This is a genomic window from uncultured Ruegeria sp. (genome assembly GCF_947489545.1).
In the GTDB taxonomy this organism is placed as follows: Bacteria; Pseudomonadota; Alphaproteobacteria; order Rhodobacterales; family Rhodobacteraceae; genus Ruegeria.
Genome location: NZ_CANLDZ010000019.1, coordinates 67,812 through 84,892, shown reverse-complemented (window position 1 = coordinate 84,892; position 17,081 = coordinate 67,812). Strand labels below are relative to the sequence as shown.

Annotated in this window: 22 protein-coding genes; 3 read left to right on the top strand and 19 right to left on the bottom strand. The window is 57.4% G+C overall.

What is annotated here, in order from left to right:
- From maiA to hmgA, 6 genes are all read right to left on the bottom strand, one after another.
- Entirely contained in the window at nucleotides 1-639 is a 639-nt protein-coding gene (gene maiA / locus Q1B13_RS21255; protein ID WP_299083630.1) for a maleylacetoacetate isomerase, read from the bottom strand.
- Nucleotides 636-848, bottom strand: coding sequence for a DUF2783 domain-containing protein (locus tag Q1B13_RS21250; protein ID WP_298937154.1), 213 nt, complete (start codon nucleotides 846-848; stop codon nucleotides 636-638). The genes maiA and Q1B13_RS21250 overlap by 4 nt, the downstream gene beginning before the upstream one ends.
- Nucleotides 849-853: 5 nt before the next feature.
- Complete coding sequence (locus Q1B13_RS21245) at nucleotides 854-2,464, bottom strand: FAD-dependent oxidoreductase (RefSeq protein WP_299083627.1); 1,611 nt, start codon at nucleotides 2,462-2,464, stop codon at nucleotides 854-856.
- A 133-nt stretch (nucleotides 2,465-2,597) separates the two neighbouring features.
- Entirely contained in the window at nucleotides 2,598-3,548 is a 951-nt protein-coding gene (locus tag Q1B13_RS21240) for an MBL fold metallo-hydrolase (RefSeq protein WP_299083625.1), read from the bottom strand.
- Nucleotides 3,549-3,611: 63 nt separating this feature from the next.
- On the bottom strand, nucleotides 3,612-4,868 hold the full coding sequence (fahA, locus tag Q1B13_RS21235) for a fumarylacetoacetase (protein WP_299083623.1): 1,257 nt from the start codon (nucleotides 4,866-4,868) through the stop codon (nucleotides 3,612-3,614).
- Between the two features lie 30 nt (nucleotides 4,869-4,898).
- A complete protein-coding gene (gene hmgA, locus Q1B13_RS21230) occupies nucleotides 4,899-6,254 on the bottom strand; it encodes a homogentisate 1,2-dioxygenase (protein ID WP_299083620.1) in 1,356 nt (451 codons plus the stop codon).
- 57 nt (nucleotides 6,255-6,311) lie between these two features.
- Between hmgA and Q1B13_RS21225 the strand changes: the two genes are divergently transcribed.
- Nucleotides 6,312-6,764, top strand: a complete 453-nt coding sequence (locus tag Q1B13_RS21225; RefSeq protein WP_299083617.1) for a MarR family transcriptional regulator — start codon at nucleotides 6,312-6,314, stop codon at nucleotides 6,762-6,764.
- Nucleotides 6,765-6,803: 39 nt separating this feature from the next.
- Nucleotides 6,804-8,060 (top strand): adenylate/guanylate cyclase domain-containing protein, encoded by a 1,257-nt coding sequence (locus Q1B13_RS21220; RefSeq protein WP_299800414.1) that lies wholly within the window; start codon nucleotides 6,804-6,806, stop codon nucleotides 8,058-8,060.
- Here the strand turns inward: Q1B13_RS21220 and Q1B13_RS21215 are convergent.
- From Q1B13_RS21215 to rplS, 3 genes are all read right to left on the bottom strand, one after another.
- Entirely contained in the window at nucleotides 8,057-8,866 is an 810-nt protein-coding gene (locus Q1B13_RS21215) for a division plane positioning ATPase MipZ (RefSeq protein ID WP_298937147.1), read from the bottom strand. The two genes, Q1B13_RS21220 and Q1B13_RS21215, sit on opposite strands and share 4 nt — an antisense overlap.
- A 1,000-nt stretch (nucleotides 8,867-9,866) precedes the next feature.
- Nucleotides 9,867-10,088, bottom strand: coding sequence for a 50S ribosomal protein L31 (gene rpmE, locus Q1B13_RS21210; protein WP_170636256.1), 222 nt, complete (start codon nucleotides 10,086-10,088; stop codon nucleotides 9,867-9,869).
- A gap of 11 nt (nucleotides 10,089-10,099) precedes the next feature.
- Nucleotides 10,100-10,483, bottom strand: coding sequence for a 50S ribosomal protein L19 (gene rplS / locus Q1B13_RS21205; protein WP_120634534.1), 384 nt, complete (start codon nucleotides 10,481-10,483; stop codon nucleotides 10,100-10,102).
- Between the two features lie 380 nt (nucleotides 10,484-10,863).
- Between rplS and Q1B13_RS21200 the strand changes: the two genes are divergently transcribed.
- A complete protein-coding gene (locus tag Q1B13_RS21200; protein ID WP_299083611.1) occupies nucleotides 10,864-11,667 on the top strand; it encodes a GH25 family lysozyme in 804 nt (267 codons plus the stop codon).
- Nucleotides 11,668-11,782: 115 nt separating this feature from the next.
- Here the strand turns inward: Q1B13_RS21200 and trmD are convergent, their stop codons facing one another.
- The 10 genes from trmD to Q1B13_RS21150 all read right to left on the bottom strand — a co-directional run bounded on the left by trmD (nucleotide 11,783) and on the right by Q1B13_RS21150 (nucleotide 17,077).
- Nucleotides 11,783-12,592 (bottom strand): tRNA (guanosine(37)-N1)-methyltransferase TrmD, encoded by an 810-nt coding sequence (trmD, locus tag Q1B13_RS21195; RefSeq protein WP_299083608.1) that lies wholly within the window; start codon nucleotides 12,590-12,592, stop codon nucleotides 11,783-11,785.
- Entirely contained in the window at nucleotides 12,589-13,404 is an 816-nt protein-coding gene (locus tag Q1B13_RS21190) for a hypothetical protein (RefSeq protein ID WP_299083605.1), read from the bottom strand. The genes trmD and Q1B13_RS21190 overlap by 4 nt, the downstream gene beginning before the upstream one ends.
- On the bottom strand, nucleotides 13,404-13,907 hold the full coding sequence (gene rimM, locus Q1B13_RS21185; protein WP_299083601.1) for a ribosome maturation factor RimM: 504 nt from the start codon (nucleotides 13,905-13,907) through the stop codon (nucleotides 13,404-13,406). The genes Q1B13_RS21190 and rimM overlap by 1 nt, the downstream gene beginning before the upstream one ends.
- Nucleotides 13,900-14,049: a hypothetical protein gene (locus Q1B13_RS21180; protein WP_298937142.1), complete on the bottom strand. Its 150-nt coding sequence runs from the start codon at nucleotides 14,047-14,049 to the stop codon at nucleotides 13,900-13,902. The genes rimM and Q1B13_RS21180 overlap by 8 nt, the downstream gene beginning before the upstream one ends.
- A gap of 6 nt (nucleotides 14,050-14,055) precedes the next feature.
- Nucleotides 14,056-14,691, bottom strand: a complete 636-nt coding sequence (bluB, locus tag Q1B13_RS21175) for a 5,6-dimethylbenzimidazole synthase (protein WP_299083598.1) — start codon at nucleotides 14,689-14,691, stop codon at nucleotides 14,056-14,058.
- 12 nt (nucleotides 14,692-14,703) lie between these two features.
- Nucleotides 14,704-15,093 carry a 30S ribosomal protein S16 gene (rpsP, locus tag Q1B13_RS21170; protein ID WP_298937140.1) on the bottom strand — a complete coding sequence of 130 codons (390 nt, stop codon included), beginning with the start codon at nucleotides 15,091-15,093 and terminating at the stop codon, nucleotides 14,704-14,706.
- A 70-nt stretch (nucleotides 15,094-15,163) separates the two neighbouring features.
- Nucleotides 15,164-15,460 (bottom strand): chorismate mutase, encoded by a 297-nt coding sequence (locus Q1B13_RS21165; RefSeq protein ID WP_298937139.1) that lies wholly within the window; start codon nucleotides 15,458-15,460, stop codon nucleotides 15,164-15,166.
- The gene (locus tag Q1B13_RS21160; protein WP_299083595.1) at nucleotides 15,457-16,014 is read right to left on the bottom strand and encodes a GNAT family N-acetyltransferase; all 558 of its coding nucleotides are present in this window, start codon (nucleotides 16,012-16,014) and stop codon (nucleotides 15,457-15,459) included. Before Q1B13_RS21160 ends, Q1B13_RS21165 begins: the two co-directional genes overlap by 4 nt.
- The gene (locus Q1B13_RS21155) at nucleotides 16,014-16,541 is read right to left on the bottom strand and encodes a GNAT family N-acetyltransferase (RefSeq protein WP_299083592.1); all 528 of its coding nucleotides are present in this window, start codon (nucleotides 16,539-16,541) and stop codon (nucleotides 16,014-16,016) included. Before Q1B13_RS21155 ends, Q1B13_RS21160 begins: the two co-directional genes overlap by 1 nt.
- The gene (locus Q1B13_RS21150) at nucleotides 16,538-17,077 is read right to left on the bottom strand and encodes a GNAT family N-acetyltransferase (protein WP_299800409.1); all 540 of its coding nucleotides are present in this window, start codon (nucleotides 17,075-17,077) and stop codon (nucleotides 16,538-16,540) included. Before Q1B13_RS21150 ends, Q1B13_RS21155 begins: the two co-directional genes overlap by 4 nt.
- Between the last annotated feature and the right edge of the window lie 4 nt (nucleotides 17,078-17,081).

Genomic DNA, 17,081 nt, shown 5'->3' with positions numbered 1-17,081 from the left:
CTATGCTGGCGCGTGCTGGTCGGGACGGGCTGCGACAAAGGCGGGATGATCGCTGCAGGCTGCCTCGACAGCCAACAGGCGTGGCAAGTGTGACAGATCAACCTCCCAACGGCGGGCGTTGTAAAGCTGAGGGATCAGGCACAGATCGGCGAGCCCGGGTTGTGTGCCTGTGCAATAAGGCGATTGCGTGAACTCAGCTAGCAGTGCTTCGAACGCTTCCAGCCCGGGCCGAATATAGTGTTGCATCCACGCGTCGGGCATGTTGCTGGCATCCGCGCTTAGCACGGTCGCATGTTTGGCGACTGCAAGGTTGCAGATCGGGTGTATGTCCACCGCAATCGACTGGGCCAGCGCCTGCGCTTTGGCGCGATCTGCCGGGTTTTCGGGCAACAGGTTTAGCTGTCGTGTGCGGTCCAAGTATTCGATGATGGCCAGGGATTGGGTCAGTCTCAACCCGTCGATCTCCAAAACGGGGACCAGACCTTGCGGGTTGCGTGACCGATGCGCGTCGCCCTTTTGCTCTCCGCTGACCAAGTCCACGACGACTGCGTCATATGAGATCCCGGCCAAATTCAGCGCAATTCGGACCCGGTAGCTGGCCGAGGATCTCCAAAAATCATAAAGAACGATGTTGCTCACTCAGTCCCTCGATAAGTCGTTTTCAGGCGTGCCGCGTTGATCGCTTGGACCAGAACCGCGTTGTCGCCGATGTGATTGGCCAGAACCAGAACCAGCCGCGCGTTCAGCGCATCGCTGTCGACTTTATCTATTCCGTCATGCGCCGCCAACAGGTCGGCATAGAAGTCATCCGCATTATCGATATTCGGGGTGAGGATCAGATCAGCCATTTCGGTTACTCCTTCCCACTGGCCCGGCGGATTGCATGCCGGAACGCGTTTTCTTCATAGGTGTCGCGCCGCGCGGCCACATGCTGATCCGGGCGGATCAAATAGACCGCACTGGGGGCATCGCCCAGATAGCGCCGTTTGAGCGCCAGAGTCATGTCATCCTTGACCGATAGTGCCAGCCGTCTGACTTCGATCCCGTCTTCCTGCAAAATCTCTGGCGCATCCGCGTCAATTGTCAGCAGGGTGAACTGTCCGGCCAGTTTGGGCAAAAGAAAATCGCCACCTAGTGGTACGTCCGGACAGGCCGAACCGGGCCGCGTTTGGGCAGGCCCATCCAGCGCATCGGCTGAATTCAGGGAGGACCCGTCGTAGGTGCAGGGTTCGCTCAACCGTCCCGAATTCACCATGGGACGGGCAAATTCGAAATGCTCGCTCAGGTCCAGAACTGCATCCCTCAGCACCCGTGACATATCGGATTTGGGCGTGATGAAATCGGTCGAGCGGCTGGATTTCCGAATGTTCTCGTCTGCGCCCTGAATGCGTTCGGAATCATAACTGTCCAGCAAGCTTTCGGGGGCGTCTCCATCCAGCACGAGTTTGAGTTTCCAGCACAGGTTGTCGACGTCCTGCAGGCCCGAGTTTGCCCCCCGTGCCCCAAATGGACTGACCTGATGCGCACTGTCCCCGGCAAAAACCGCGCGTCCTTGTCTGAAGCTTTCCATGCGGCGGCATTGGAACGTGTAGATCGAGACCCATTCAAGCTGAAACTCGACCTCTTCGCCGAGCATCTCTTTCAGGCGGGGGATCACGTTCTCGGGGCGTTTCTCGCGTTCCTTGTCGATATCCCAACCTAATTGCAGGTCGATGCGCCAGACATTGTCCGGTTGTTTGTGCAACAGCGCGGATTGGCCCCGATTAAAGGGCGGGTCAAACCAGAACCATCGTTCAGACGGAAAGTCCGCCTCCATGATCACATCCGCGATCAGGAAATTGTCTTCGAATACACGCCCGTCAAAATCGATCCCCAGCATCCGCCGTGTGGGCGAATTGGCCCCGTCGCAGGCAATCAGCCAGTCAGCTTCGACTGTATAGGGGCCTTCCGGGGTTTCGACCTCCAACCGGACATGATCTTCATGGGTACCGACAGCCTCGACCTTGTTGCGTCCACGTATTTGAACCGGCGCGCCTTCAGCCTGCAACGCGCGCAGCCGGTCCATCAGGAAGGTTTCCACATAGTATTGCTGCAGGTTAATAAAGGCCGGGTTCGCAAAGCCCTCGTCGGGCTGCAGATTGAAATCATAGACCTGGCGGTCGTCGAAAAACACTTTGCCACGGTCCCAGCGCACACCTTTGTCCAGTAGGCGCTGCCCGCAACCCAGCCGATCAGCAATATCCAGCGTACGCTGGGAAAAACAGATGGCGCGGCTTCCGAAACTGACTTTGTCATTGTCGTCCAGGACCAGAACTTCGACATCTTGCTGCGCCAGATCAATCGCAGCTGCCAGACCCACTGGCCCGGCGCCGATCACGATCACCTTGTGTCGAACAGGTGTTGCGGTGTCCTGATCCGGACTGCGTTCATAAGCATAAAGTGGAACTTCGAAAATCTTGTTCATGGGCTTTCCCCCAAGCAGATGCGCCAAAGGTCGCTTTGCAATTCCGCTGGCGGCGTGCACCAACGGCCTTGAGTTCATGGTTTCATCGATTTGAGCTCGTGAAAACGATCTGGATCAATGTCGGCTGACTTTCTTAATCTTGAAGCGCCTCCCACATCTCCAGATCGCGCTGGGCGGTCCAGATGCGGGGTGTATCAATGCCCCGTGCTTCGTCAAAGGCGCGTGACACGTTGAAGGGCAGACAGTGTTCATAGATCGCATAGTCCGAAAACTTGGGGTCACATTCGGCCCGCACTGCGTCCCACGCCTCTTTCAAGGTGCCACCACGAGCGGCCACTTTGGCTGCGGGGCGATATGTGCCGTCCACGAAGTCGCGCGTGTTTTCGATTGCGGCGCTCACCATGTCCTTTCCAAGCAGTGCATCGCCGCGACCCGGCGCAATCGCGTCGACATCGAACCATTTGATCTCGTCCAGCGTGTCGCCCCAATCGCCAAAATGACCATCACCGCAGTAACAGGCCGAGTGGTATTCGACGATGTCGCCAGTGAACATCACGTTCTGATCCGGCACATGGATCACGATATCGCCCGCCGTGTGGGCCCGGCCCAGATGCATCAGATCGACCCGGCGGTCGCCGAGATATACGGTCATCGTGTCGCTGAATGTTGTGGTCGGCCAGGTCAGGCCGGGAATGCTTTCATGCCCTTGGAACAGGCGTGGGAAGCGCTGGAACTCGCTGTCCCAGTCTTCTTGACCCCGTTCGACAACCATTGCACGGGCCATGTCGGACATGAGGATCTGTTGCGCACCAAACGCACTGGCCCCCAGCACACGCACCGCGTGGTAGTGGGTCAGCGCGACATGGGTGATAGGCTTGTCGGTGACAGAGCGCACGCATTCGATCACCTTATTTGCAAGGCGCGGGGTGGCCTGCGCCTCGACAATCATCACGCTGTCATCGCCGATGATGACACCGGAATTCGGGTCGCCTTCGGCCGTGAAAGCGTAGAGCCCGTCACCAACTTCGGTGAATGAAGTTTGTTTGTCAGTCATGTCCCCCTGGGACGCGAATGCTTTGGTCATCGACTTATCCTTTTGGAAACCGCCTCCGGCGGGAGTATTTGGGAAAAGATGAAGATTGGGTGCTCATCTTTTGAATGGGTCGTCCAGCGCGGGCAGTAGTGTGCCGGAGCAATCGCCAAAGCCTATTGTGTAACCATCGCCACGGGCCGCGCCAGACAGTGTCAGCGTGTCGCCATCTTCGATGAAGCTGCGTGTTTCACCGGTGTCCAGCGTCAGGGGTTCTTTCCCACCCCAGCTGAGTTCCAACAGTGAGCCCCGTTCGGGTTTGGTCGGGCCGGAAATAGTACCCGATCCCAATAGGTCACCGGTATTCATGGGGCACCCAGAGGTTGTGTGGTGTGCCAGTTGTTGACCGGCGGAATAGTACATCTGGTTGAAATTTGTCTGGCCGATCACGGTCGCCTCTTTGTTTTTTGGCGCCATAGTGATGGACAGATCAATGTCATAAAGCATCGGGCCGCAATCCTTCAGGTGATCAAGCAGCTCGAAAGCGCGCCTGGGCGTTTCACAGCGAAACGGTTCCAACGCGGCTTTGGTCACAATCCACGGGCTGATCGAGGTCGCGGTTGCCTTGGCCTGGAACGGGCCGAGCGGTTGATACTCCCAGGCTTGGATGTCGCGTGCAGACCAATCGTTCAAAAGGACATAGCCAAAGATATTGTCGTCGGCTTCTTGCACAGTGATCGGGCCGTCAGATGCCGTACCGACGATTGCCCCCATTTCAAGCTCGATGTCAAAGCGGCGGCTGGGCAGGAACGCAGGCAATTCCTGATCTGGAGATTTCAATTGCCCCCATGGGCGGCGGATATCTGTTCCCGAGACGACAACAGATGATGCCCGACCGTTATAGCCAATCGGAATGTGCAGCCAGTTTGGCGGCAGCGCGTTTTCTGGGCCACGGAACATTGTGCCGACATTTTGCGCGTGATGCCGGCCGGCGTAGAAATCGGTGTATTCACTGACTGCGAATGGCATATGCATCTGGGCAGTGTTTTGTGCGACCAGCAAGGGTGCGATCTGGTTTGGCTCCTCTGCCCCGTCTGCCAGAAGGGCTGTCACGCGGTTTCTGAAAGCGGCCCAAACAGCTGGCCCTTCCTCCATCAAGGGGTTCCAGAAGGGCAGATCGAACAGCGGCTCATCTGCGAGCACGATAACCCCTTCCGCTTCTGCCGCCGTGACGTCGAGGATCATGTCCCCGATTGCAACGCCGCATCGGGGTTCACCGCCATCGATCGAAAAGACCCCGTAGGGCAGGTTATTCAGGGGAAACGGATGCGCGGCATCGTTGGCCGAGATCACCCAGGATTTCATCAAAGGCATGTTTTCTCCAAACCTTGGAAATTAGAACGGTTACTTCTTGCCCGGTGTGCCGTCGAATTTCTTCTCAAGCGATGTCCAGCAATCGATATAGTCATCCTGCAACGGGGCCTCGGTCGCTGCAAATTGCGTCAAGTGCTGCGGGAACCGGGTTTCGAACATGAAGGACATGGTCTGGTCCAGCTTGTCGGGGCCCAGATTGGCGTTGGACGCTTTTTCAAAGGCTTCCTTATCCGGGCCATGTGGGATCATCATGTTGTGCAGGCTCATCCCGCCAGGAACAAAGCCCTGAGGTTTCGCGTCGTACTGGCCGTAAATGTTGCCCATCAGTTCGGACATGATGTTTTTGTGGTACCAGGGTGGACGGAAAGTATCTTCCATCACCATCCAGCGTTCGCGGAACAGGACAAAGTCGATATTCGCCGTGCCCGGCTGCCCCGAAGGCGCGGTGAGCACGGTAAAGATTGACGGGTCCGGATGGTCAAACAGGATCGCGCCGACCGGGCAATAATTGCGCATGTCGTATTTGTAGGGCGTGTAGTTGCCGTGCCAGGCGACGACATCCAACGGGCTGTGAGGGATCTTGGTGGTATGAAATTGGCCGCACCATTTGATGGTGACGGTCGAAGGTACTTCGCGATCTTCAAAGGCAGCTATGGGTGCTTTGAAGTCGCGGGGGTTGGCCATGCAGTTGGCGCCAATCGGACCGCGCCCCGGCAACTCGAATTTCTGTCCGTAATTCTCGCAAACAAAACCCCGCGCCGGACCGTCCAGAACCTCGACGCGGTAAAGCAACCCGCGTGGGATGATCGCGATTTCTTTGGGTTCCAGATCAATGATCCCCAATTCGGTCGCGAACCGCAGACGGCCCTCTTGCGGAACCACCAGCAATTCAGAATCGGCCGAGAAGAAATAGTCATCCACCATTGATTCCGTGACCAGATAGATATGGCTGGCCATACCGACCTGAGTGTTGACGTCGCCAGCGGTCGTCATCGTTCGCATGCCGGTCAGCCAGTTCAGTTCGGCGTCTGAATGCGGAACCGGATCCCATCGATATTGACCCAGACTGATCACGTCTGAGTCAATGCAGGGGGCGGATTTCCAGTAAGGTAGATCGATTTTTTCGTAGCGGTGAGAGTGCTTTACCGAGGGTCGAATGCGATAACACCATGTGCGCTCCGGCGGGTTGGCAGTGAAGGCGGTGCCGCTCAGCTGCTCTCCGTAAAGACCATAGTTGCACTTTTGCGGGCTGTTCATGCCTTGCGGCAGAGCATCGGGCAGGGCTTCGGTTTCAAAGTCGTTGCCAAAGCCGGGCATATAGCCTGCATGGGTTCCAACAGGCGTGCTGGCCTGTGTCATCGTATGTGGGTTTGTCGGACGATTCATTGTGTGTTCCTCCGTTTGCTACTTGTCGAATAATAGTTGTTTTTGTAACTAACAAGCATGACAAACGATGACTCTGACAAAAAAGATGATTTTGGACTGCAACATTTCCTGCCGTTCCTGCTGAACCAGGCGGCCGAGGAAAGCTCTCTTGATTTTCAGCGGGCCTATAAGAATCGCTATGGCATGCTGAGGACCGAATGGCGGGTACTGTTTCATCTAGGTGTTTTCGGCCAGATGACAGCAAAAGAGATTGGTGAACGTGCCAAAATCCACAAAACCAAAATCAGCCGCGCCGTTCGCAAGCTTGAACAACGTCGATACTTGACCCGGACCCGGCATCAGGATGACCGCCGGGTGGAATGGTTGACGCTGACACCGGCGGGTAAAACGGTTTATCACGAGTTGCGCGGGATCGCGGAACAGTATGATGCGAAGTTGGCGAACCTGTTCAGCACAGACGAAGCAGCGCTGCTACGCCGCATGCTCCGACGTCTTGCCGCGATGGACTAACTACTGGTAATTCTGCCGGGGCATCCCCAGATGTGTCACATGCTTGATATGGACAAAAACATGACGTCATTCGATCCCGCGACGGCCCCTGCGACCAGTCTGATCGACTGGCTGGTGACTAAAGGGCTTGAAGGCGCCGGGCAAGAAGAATTGCTGGAAGAGTTCTGCACCCGACTTGTCGAGTTGGGCGTCCCGCTGATGCGGTTTCACGCGGCGCAGTCGACGCTGCACCCGGTCTATGGCGGAACCGGGTATAGCTGGTACCATGACAAAGGTGGTGAATCCGAGAAATTCGAAAACACGGATACGCCCAGTGAGCAGTGGCAAAGCAGCCCGCTTTATGCGTTGCTGCACGAGGATTTGGGCGAAATTCGGGTGAAACTTTACGAGCAGAATGAATCCAGTCGGTTTCCCCTGCTCAATGACCTGCGAGAGGTCGGTGCCACGGAATATTATGCGACAGGTGTTTCTTTTGAAAGCTCCGGTCAAGTGCGCCCGAACGGGGCGCAAAAGGCTACCGATGGTGTTTTGATGTCGTGGACCAGCAATGCACCAAAAGGGTTTGAGGACACAGATCTGTCCCTGATCCGCGAGGTCCTGCCACATCTGGGGTTGGCGCTAAAGTCCGCCAAGAACCAGACACTGGCACGCGATCTGTTGCGTGTTTATCTGGGGCGGGATGCAGGTAGGCGTGTCCTGTCCGGTGAAATCCGGCGTGGTTCTTTGCAGCAGATTGATGCGGTGATCTGGAATTTCGATCTGGAAGGCTTCACCAACCTGTCCGAGGAACTGCCCGGGTTGGATATTATCGAAATGCTGAATGACTACCTGGCGGTGGCTGTTCGTGTCGTTCACGATAGCGGTGGGAACATTCTGAAATTCATGGGCGACGGGTTGATGGCCATGTTCGATGTGGGGGAGATTGACGCGGATGCCCGTGCCGCCCTGTCCGCTGTACCGTTGCTGCAGACTCGGATGGCCGAACTCAACGCCCAACGGCAGGCTGCAGGGCAACCAGTCGCCAATTTTACGCTGGCGCTGCACTCTGGCGAGATTCTGTATGGCAATATCGGTTCAGAAACCCGTCTGGACTTCACGGTGATCGGCCCTGCTGTAAATCAGGCCGCACGGATCGCAGGAATGCACCGCTCGTTGGGGCAAAGGATTCTGATTTCAGACGACGTCGCCAGTGCGGCACAGCCTTGTGCGCAAGAACTTGTCTCGGTGGGCCGTTACATGCTGCGCGGCGTGTCCGAGCCCAAAGAGCTGTTCACGATCTACACGCCAGCAAGTTAAAAGTCGATCTCAACGCCCGGCAGGTTCAACTCGCGCATCATGTCGCGCAACTCCTGCCGCGCTGCGATGTTCGAGATGTTCAACTGTTTGACCCCGATATCCTTGAGATCCAGCAAAGTCAGGCCGCGCGGGAACAGCTCGCGAAAAATGACCCGTTCGGAAAAGCCCGAGGCGACGCGAAACCCGATGCGCTGCGACAGCATCTCGATGGCGCGCTGCATCTTTTCCTTGTTCACCATACGCTGGGTTCCGACCCGGTTGCGTACGACCACCCAGTCGATCGGCTTCAGTCCGGCCTGTGCCCGCAATTGCCGCGCGTTCCAGACCATCTCGGAATAGACAGACGGGCCCAGAATCTTCTCGCCCTTTGAATCGATCCGCGCCAGCAGATCGAAATCGATGAAACTGTCATTCAGTGGCGTGATCAGCGTATCCGCCAACGAATGCGCTACCTGGCTTAGGCGGGTATGCGAGCCTGGGCAGTCGATCAGGATGAAATCGCTGTCGCTTTCCAACTCGGCCACGGCGGCGGACAGCCGGTGGTCATAGATGTTTTCGCCGGGCTTCAGCTTGCTGGCATCGATCTCGGGCAGGTCGTGATGAAGCGGGCTAGGCAAACCCGTGTCCGTGCCATTCAGAAAATTGACCCGGTTCTCAAAGTAACGTCCCAAGCTGCGCTGTCGCAGGTCAAGGTCCAGTGTGCTGACCTTGTGTCCCAGCCGCGCCAAAGCTGTGGCAACATGCATCGACACGGTCGATTTGCCTGCGCCGCCCTTTTCGTTTCCGACCACAATGATATGTGCCATGCTTGTGTTCCCAAGTCGTACCGTGTTTGTCCACACGTTGTTGTGAGCCACTATATGTTGTGTCAGCGGGGAAGGAAAGAACCTCAAGCGGCGCTTTGGGTCAATATCAGTCTCTAATTTGGAAAACCACGCCCGGATCGCAGGTTAGAGCGAACCACTTGCCAAAGGCACCCCCCTGATTCACTGCCCAAACCAGCTTTCAGCGAGCAGGGCAAGGGTAAGAGCATCTGTTCCTGAATGTTTTGATCGTCTTCCTGCAAGTCCTGATTTGCGCGGGCGCACTGGGTATGATCCGGCATATAGAAAGGATCGCCTGTTCAGATATACTGGAACTCGTTGGGCACGCTGTGCCGACCTACACAGCAGTCTGCGGTTCAGGCAAACCGGACTTGTGCAGTGCCGCTAATTCTGACGCAAAAACCCTTGCATGCGCGGCGTAAGATGCACTGCAGTGAAGCGAATCTCCCAAACCAGTCGTTCAGTCATGACGAAATTAGCAAAATTCAAAGTGACTTTTCATTACGATCTTTCCCAAATATCGAGACGCGGACACTGTTGCCGTCTCCCATGACCTCACCGGTGGGCTATCGGTGCCGTTGGGCAGCAAAGAGCTCTTTTGAACCAAAGAGAAGGAGTGCGAGCGGCTGCCGAAAAACACGCGGCGTACTCAAACAAAACGCAAAGCCACTCGCAGCTGGTGATTAGCTGTATTCTTTGCGCGCGTAAAGTATTCAATTATGGCGATTTGAAGGTACTACTTTGCTGGCCGCCTTGTCCCGCGATCAGTGAATTCGAGCGTTGGTCTTCGCTGTAGACTGCATGAAGGGCTGGTTTCGAAATCGCTCTGAGGCGTGGTCTTTAATGCATCTGCATAAGTTTTTGTCGTGGGAGTATGTGCAGCTTAGAGATCGGATTGACAGAATCGGCTCGAAGCAGCCACCCACGAGATAAAAAAAGCCGCCCCATCGGGACGGCCTTTCGAAATCGAAACGGAAAGGGTTTAGAAACCAAGGCCTTCGTACTTCTTTTTGAACTTCGACACGCGGCCGCCGGCGTCCATCAGGCGCGACGAGCCACCGGTCCATGCAGGGTGCACAGAGGGGTCGATTTCCAGAGCAAGCTGGTCGCCTTCGGCGCCCCAGGTGGATTTCATCTGAACGACGGTGCCATCGGTCATTTTGACGTTGATGACGTGATAATCGGGATGGATGTCTTTTTTCATCTTTCCGCTCCTTACGCCTCGGCGCCAGCCTTGGGCTTGTAGTTGGTGACTTCTGCGATACGCGCGGATTTACCACGACGCGAGCGCAGGTAGTACAGTTTGGCGCGGCGAACGCGGCCGCGGCGGACAACGGTGATGCTGTCGATGTTGGTCGAGAACAGCGGGAACACACGCTCCACGCCTTCGCCAAACGAAATCTTGCGAACGGTGAACGAACCGGCAATGCCATTGCCGTTGTTGCGCGCGATGCAGACGCCTTCGTAGTTCTGCACACGGGTGCGCGACCCTTCGGTCACTTTATAGCCGACACGGATGGTGTCTCCGGCTTTGAAATCGGGGATGTCTTTCCCCAGGGCGGCAATTTGTTCCGCCTCAAGCTGTGCGATCAGGTCCATCGCATTTACTCCTATATGCTCGTGGTTGGTCCACGAAGTTTGGGCACGGCCTGAGAGCTCTTGGTCTTCACCGGGTCCTGCGTACAGCCCGCCAGAGGTCAGATCGAATGTTCCTTTGGTGTAGTCCGCCACGTCGCGTCCGGGCTGAAGAAAGCAGGACGTCACGCCATGATGCAAACCAAAACACCGGAGTCGCAAAAAGCGGCACCGGATTGCGGTCGTTTAAGGGCTTTGCGGCGAAGGATCAAGACTAAATCGCTGTGATGTGCAGCACGGGCTGGTGGGATTCCGCCATTTACAAAATGCAGCGTTGCCTTACGCCCATGATTGGGCATTCTGAAGCTAATTAAAAGAGCAGAGATTTAGAACAGGAACAGATCATGCGATTTGCGCTTTTGCTGGCATTTGCAGGTGCTGTGCTTGTGTCTTGCGGGCGTGGCGGCCCGCAACCTCAGGTGATCGAACCCGCACCGGGCGTCGACAGAACAGCACCATCGGTTGTCTATCCCGATTTTGGCGACGATGACCCACATGAATGGGAAGGGCGACATCCTGGTCTATACCCTGTCCATGGGCTCGATGTCTCACGCTGGCAGGGGCCGATTGATTGGCGCACAGCCAAGGCTTCAGGGGTCAGCTTTGCGTTTTTGAAAGCAACGGAAGGCGGGGATGTTGCCGATCCGCTGTTTGACGACCACCGCCGTGGTGCGCAGGCGGCGGGGGTGCCTTGGGGGGCGTATCACTACTATTACTTCTGCCGTCCGGCGCGGGAACAAGCCCGTTGGTTTATCCAGAATGTCCCGAAAGGTGCCGACCTGCCGCATGTCCTAGACATGGAGTGGACGCCGCATTCCAGAACCTGCACATTGCGCCCCGACGGTGCGACGGTGCGCGCCGAAGCCCAAAGGTTCCTTGATATTCTGGAACGTCACTATGGCCGCCGGCCCATCGTCTACACCACCGTGGACTTTTTCGAGGACACAGATATCGCGCGGCTACCTCGGACCGAGTTCTGGCTCAGATCGGTGGCGGGTCACCCGCGTCAGGTCTACCCGCGGGCACTTTGGCGGTTCTGGCAATACACGGGCACCGGTTTGGTGCCCGGCGTGCGCGGTCGGGTCGATATCAACACGTTCAACGGCACCCCGGAAACCTGGGCTCAATGGAAAGCTGGCGGCTCTTAGATCTTAGGCACGTCGTCGGTTGCGACCGTGCCGCCGCCAATCAGGATTCCCGTCAGAAGGATGTTCGTTGTGTATCCGCCGATCACTGCTGCAGGTGCGCCACACATCGACACCGCTAATCCGCGTTATCCTCTTGGGAAGAAACATATTCTTCCCACACATCCGGCCTTCTTTCCCGAGTTATATTCTTGGCTTTGTTGTGACGCCATTCTTCGATGCGCCCATGGTGGCCGGACATAAGGATGTCTGGGATCGGGCGGCCGTTCCACTCGGCTGGGCGGGTATATTGCGGATGTTCCAGCAGGCCGGACGAAAAGCTTTCTTCCTCGGTCGAGGCTTGGTTTCCCAGAACGCCAGGGATCAGCCGAACGGTGGCGTCAATCAGGGCTTGCGCAGCGATTTCCCCGCCGGTCATGACAAAGTCCCCCAGCGACACTTCCTGGACCCCGTAGTGTTCGAGCACACGTTCATCCACACCTTCGAAACGGCCACATAGCAAGGTCATACCGTCACACCGCGCCAGGTTCTGCATCATGCGCTGGTCCATGCGGCGTCCGCGTGGGCTGAGATAGATCAGCGGCCAGTTGCCCTGAACACCTGCCATTGTGTGCTCGATCGCCGCCCCTAGAACGTCGGCACGCAAAACCATGCCCGCGCCGCCCCCTGCGGGTGTGTCATCAACGTTGCGGTGTTTGCCAATCCCAAACTGTCGCAGATCCACGGTTTCCATCTGCCACAGCCCTTCCTGCAGGGCCTTGCCGGTCAGGCTTTCGCCCAGAACACCGGGAAAAGCTGATGGGAACAGGGTAATGATCTTGGCCTTCCACACGCCTTGCAAATCTGGCGTGGGTGTCACCAGCTCGCGCGGTTTCAGCGTTGGGCGCAGCGCCTTGCGGCCGTGGGATTTGGTGGGCTTCGCTGTCATTTTTGACCGATCATTTCGCTCTGGCTGGTTTCGACCACGGCTTTCTTTCGGGCGTTCAGCGCCGCGTCTTCCAGCGACGAACGGTTCAGCGCCAATAGGTCAGCCAGTACCTCTTTGGACGGGCTGGAGTTGGTTCGATCAGGGGCTACAAGCCGCAAGGCCTTGCTTTGCGAAAGGTCCAGAAATTCAGCAAATGGCGCGCCGGGGCCGAATTGGCGTTTTTGCAGGTCTTCCAACCATGCGGTCTGGACAGTGACCGATGGAAGCCTTTTGCGTATGGTGTCCGCAGTGCCCTGAAGATCTGGCAAGTGATCCAGATCTGCGCAGAACTCATCAAAATCCCGCACGACCCGGCTGTGTTGCAGGTCATGTGCCCACAAGCTGTAAAGCCAGCTGTCCCGCTGTCGCAGGGACAGATAGACAGTCATGTCGACCTCTTCCCCCAAAAATCGACGGTGAACGGCGCTGACGACAGTGGCCACAAGATCAGGCGCTGCCGCGTAGCCTTCGACGCGGTTTCGGCTTGGCCGCAGTCCCGAGAAATTCTCTTCGCTTAGGATCAACCCGCGGCGGGTGCCGAAATCCAGCTTGCCCAGAAAGTCGTTCATTCGGATTCCGAAGTCTGAAAGCGTTGAATCCAAACGGTAAATCGAATGGCGTGTAGCAGCCTCGGACAACCCGGCCTTGCGGGTCTTATAGGGGAGGGCCAATGAGAAATGCGGCCAGATCAGCTCGCGGTTTTCGTACAGAAAGGATTGCGCCGCTGTGGTGCCGGTTTTGTGTAGCCCCAGATGCAGCAGGACGCGCCGCATCAGATCAAGCCTTCGGGCGGGTCAGCAACGATACGACCCTGATCCAGATCGACTGTGGGTACCGCCTCCAGGGTGAAGGGCAGCAGAACCGTTGATTTCAATCCCGCTCCGTGAAGCTCCAATAAATCTGTCGCGCCATGGTTTTGCACGGATTTGACCTGGCCCAGCAACGTGCCACCTGTGTCATACACATCAAGCCCGATCAGATCGGCGTGGTAGAATTCGTCATCGGGAAGCGACGGCAACTGGTCGCGCCTGGCATAAAGGCGCAAGCCGTTGAACGCGTCAGCCTGTTCCTTGGTCTCGATCCCACCCAATCGGGCGGCAAAGCCGTTTTTTATCGGACGGGTCAGAACCACAGGATAACGCTCTTGGCCCGCCTCATCTGTTAGTGGGGAATAGGTCTCGATATCTTCCGGCACAGCGCAAAAGCTCTTCAGCCGTACCTCACCGCGTACCCCGTAAGAGCCCGCAATACTGCCGACACAGATCAGATCAGTCATTTGATCCCGCCGTTGTTACACATACACCGTCCTGCCATTTACCTCGCTCGGCACAGGCCTCGCGCTGATTGCTGCGTTCAAAGAACACGCCGACAATAAATGCGATCAGCAGCAGGATGGGAAGTCGTATCAGTCCAAACATTATCAATCACCGCGTTTCGATGGGCAGGCAGCCGTCACGGATTTCCCAGCCGACACGCTCAAGCTCGGGCGTCTCCGAGGGTTCTTCAGGCCAGCCAACGCAGAAATAACCGATAAGTCGCCAATCAAGAGGGACTCGCAAGTCCTGGGCCATCTTGTCGGGGTCAAGGATGGACACCCATCCCAAACCCAGCCCCTGTGCCCGCAATGACAGCCAGAACAGGGTGATGGCCGAAACCACGGAATACCGCCGCATCTCGGGCATGGTGCCCGCACCCAGACCTTGCCCTTTGTCGGTGGCATCGTCACAGAAGACGGCCAGCTGCACCGGGGCCTCTTGCATGCCAGTCAGTTTCAGGCGGCTGTAAAGCTGCGCCTTCTCACCGGAGTATCCACGAAGGGCAGCGTCGTTGGTTGTTTGGAAATTCTTCAGCGCTGCGGCCCGTGCCTCTGCGCTTTCAACGCGGATCACCCGCCAGGGTTCGCTCAGCCCCACCGAGGGGGCCAATTGAAACGCGTCGAGGCAGCGCGTCAGCACTGCCTCGTCTATCGCGCGGGTGCGGAACCGGCGCACATCGCGCCGGAGCCGCATCAACAGATCGAACTGCGTGCGAAAATCGCCAGTGAACGCCTGATCCTGCACGCGCTCGTCTGCTTATTCTTCCGCAGCCGCTTCTTCGGCAGGAGCTTCAGCGGCCTCAGTAGCTTCAGCAGCCTTCGCAGCCTTCTCTTCCGCACGTTCCTGAGCTTTCTTGCCCGGGGTGCCCTTGTTGGGGTTGTTGCGCTCGGCTTTGTCACGGGTGCCGGCTGCTTCCAGCATACGTGCGATTCGGTCGGTGGGCTGTGCACCCTGATCCAGCCAGTACTGAACGCGCTCAACATCCATTTTTACGCGCTCTTCGCTGTCTTTCGGCAGCAGCGGGTTGTAGGTGCCAAGCTTTTCGATGAAACGGCCGTCGCGCGGCATGCGGCTGTCAGCAGCCACGATGCGGTAGAAGGGACGTTTTTTCGAGCCGCCGCGGGCGAGACGAATTTTCATTGCCATGGTGATATCTCCTTTGAATGGCGTGACCGGAAGATGTCCGGTTATTTCTGGTGTTTGTTGAACCAAAGGTTCACTTTTGATGTTTCCTGTGGTGTCGGATGACTTCCTGAATGATGAAGTTCAGAAAAGCCTTGGCGAAATCGGGGTCCAGATCGGCCTCTTTCGCCAGGTCTTCTAACCGTGCGATCTGCGCGGCTTCGCGCGACGGATCGGACGGGGGAAGGTCGTGTGTGGCCTTGAGCTTGCCAACGGCCTGGGTGTGTTTGAACCGCTCGCCCAGCGTATAGACAAGGATCGCGTCCAGCCGGTCGATGCTTTCGCGATGCTCTTTCAACAGCGTGGCAGCCTGTGTCACGGGGTTGGTCATTGGCCGGTCCTCTCAGCGGTCAAAGCAGGGGTATTCACGTCAATCTTTGGGTGTCGCCAGATCTGGGCGCGTTTGCCCAACAGCTCGGCGTTTTCATGCTCCAGCGTTGCGCCTAGGCGTCTGGCCAGCACACGAGAGCGATCGTTGGCATGTGCGATGTACGAAATGACACCGTTCAGGTCCTGATATCGCGCGGCATAATCCCGTGCCGCCGTCGCAGCCTCGGACCCCAGCCCTTTGCCCTCGGCCTCTGCCATCAGCGCCCAGCCCAACTCGGGCTCAGCCCAGCCTGGCACGTAAATCATACCGGTCCATCCCACGAATGTGCCGCTGGCCTTTTCGGTCAGGTGCCACAGGCCATAACCGCGCAGCGCCCAATGCCCCAGCCTGTTTGACAGCGAACTCCAGCACTCGAACGCGTCTTTGGGACCACCCACCATATAGCTGCGCTCGGTCGCAAAGAATGCGGTCATTGCGGGCAGATCATCCAGATGCGGCGCGCGCAGGATCAGGCGGTCGGTCTCGACGTGAGGGATTACAAAGCTGCTTTGCATCACTGCCCCTCGCCTGACTGCGGCCTGTGACGGTAGGCTATGCAGTTTTCCAGCGGAACCACCGCGTTCTGGTCCAAAGATGCCCCCAGCCGCTCAGCCAGCTTCTGCGAACGGATGTTTCCGGTGTCGATATAGCTGACAACGCTGGTCCAATCCAATTCCTCGAACAAATGTGAAAGGACGGTTTGGCAAGCCTCGCGTGCCAGCCCTTGCCCTTCGAATTCAGGCCCGACAACCAGCCATGACATCTCGGGTTCCGGAAAATTAATCGGATGATAGGGCCCGGCCATCCCAACCATGGCCATATCGGCCTTTCGGTAAATCGAGAACAAGCCATAGCCGCACAAAGTCCACTGCCCAGCATATAGCGTCAGCTTGCGCCACGCCTCGGCTTCCGTCATCGGGCCACCGTAGAACAGGCTGTGATCGGATTTGAAGAACTCGAACATCGGAGCGACATCGTCAGGCGAAGGGCCACGAAGGATCAGACGTTCAGTTTCAAGTTGAGGATTTGCTGCTGAGGTCATGCGTAGGCCTCCAGCCCGCCGTTCGCCAGATCAGACGGGGCAGGGTGTCGCCAGACATTCATCGTGCCAAAGGCCGGATGCTCGAACGTGTAATCGAACTGTGCGCCCATGCGTTCCGCAACCGCTTTGCTGCCCAGATTATCAGGATCGATCAGTGAGATCGCCGTTTCCCAACCCAGAACGTCATATGCATGCGCGCGCGCGGCCAGCGCAGCCTCGGTCGCATAACCCTTACCGGTGGCGTTGTTCATCAGGGTCCAGCCGATCTCGGGTTCGGGCCAGCTGTGTGGGAACCACAGTCCGACATGGCCGACATATGTGCCGGTGTCCTTTTCCTCGACACCCCAGAAGCCATAGCCGCGCATCGCCCAATGGCCCAGCAGCATTGCGATGGCCCGCCATGTCTCGTCGTGGCGCTTCGGCCCGCCGACAAATTTTGAGGCGTCGCTGGCAAAGAACTCTGCCTCGGCTGCAACGTCCGCTTCGCAAGGTGCGCGCAGGATCAGGCGCTCGGTTTCAAGTCGGGGGATGTTCATTGCG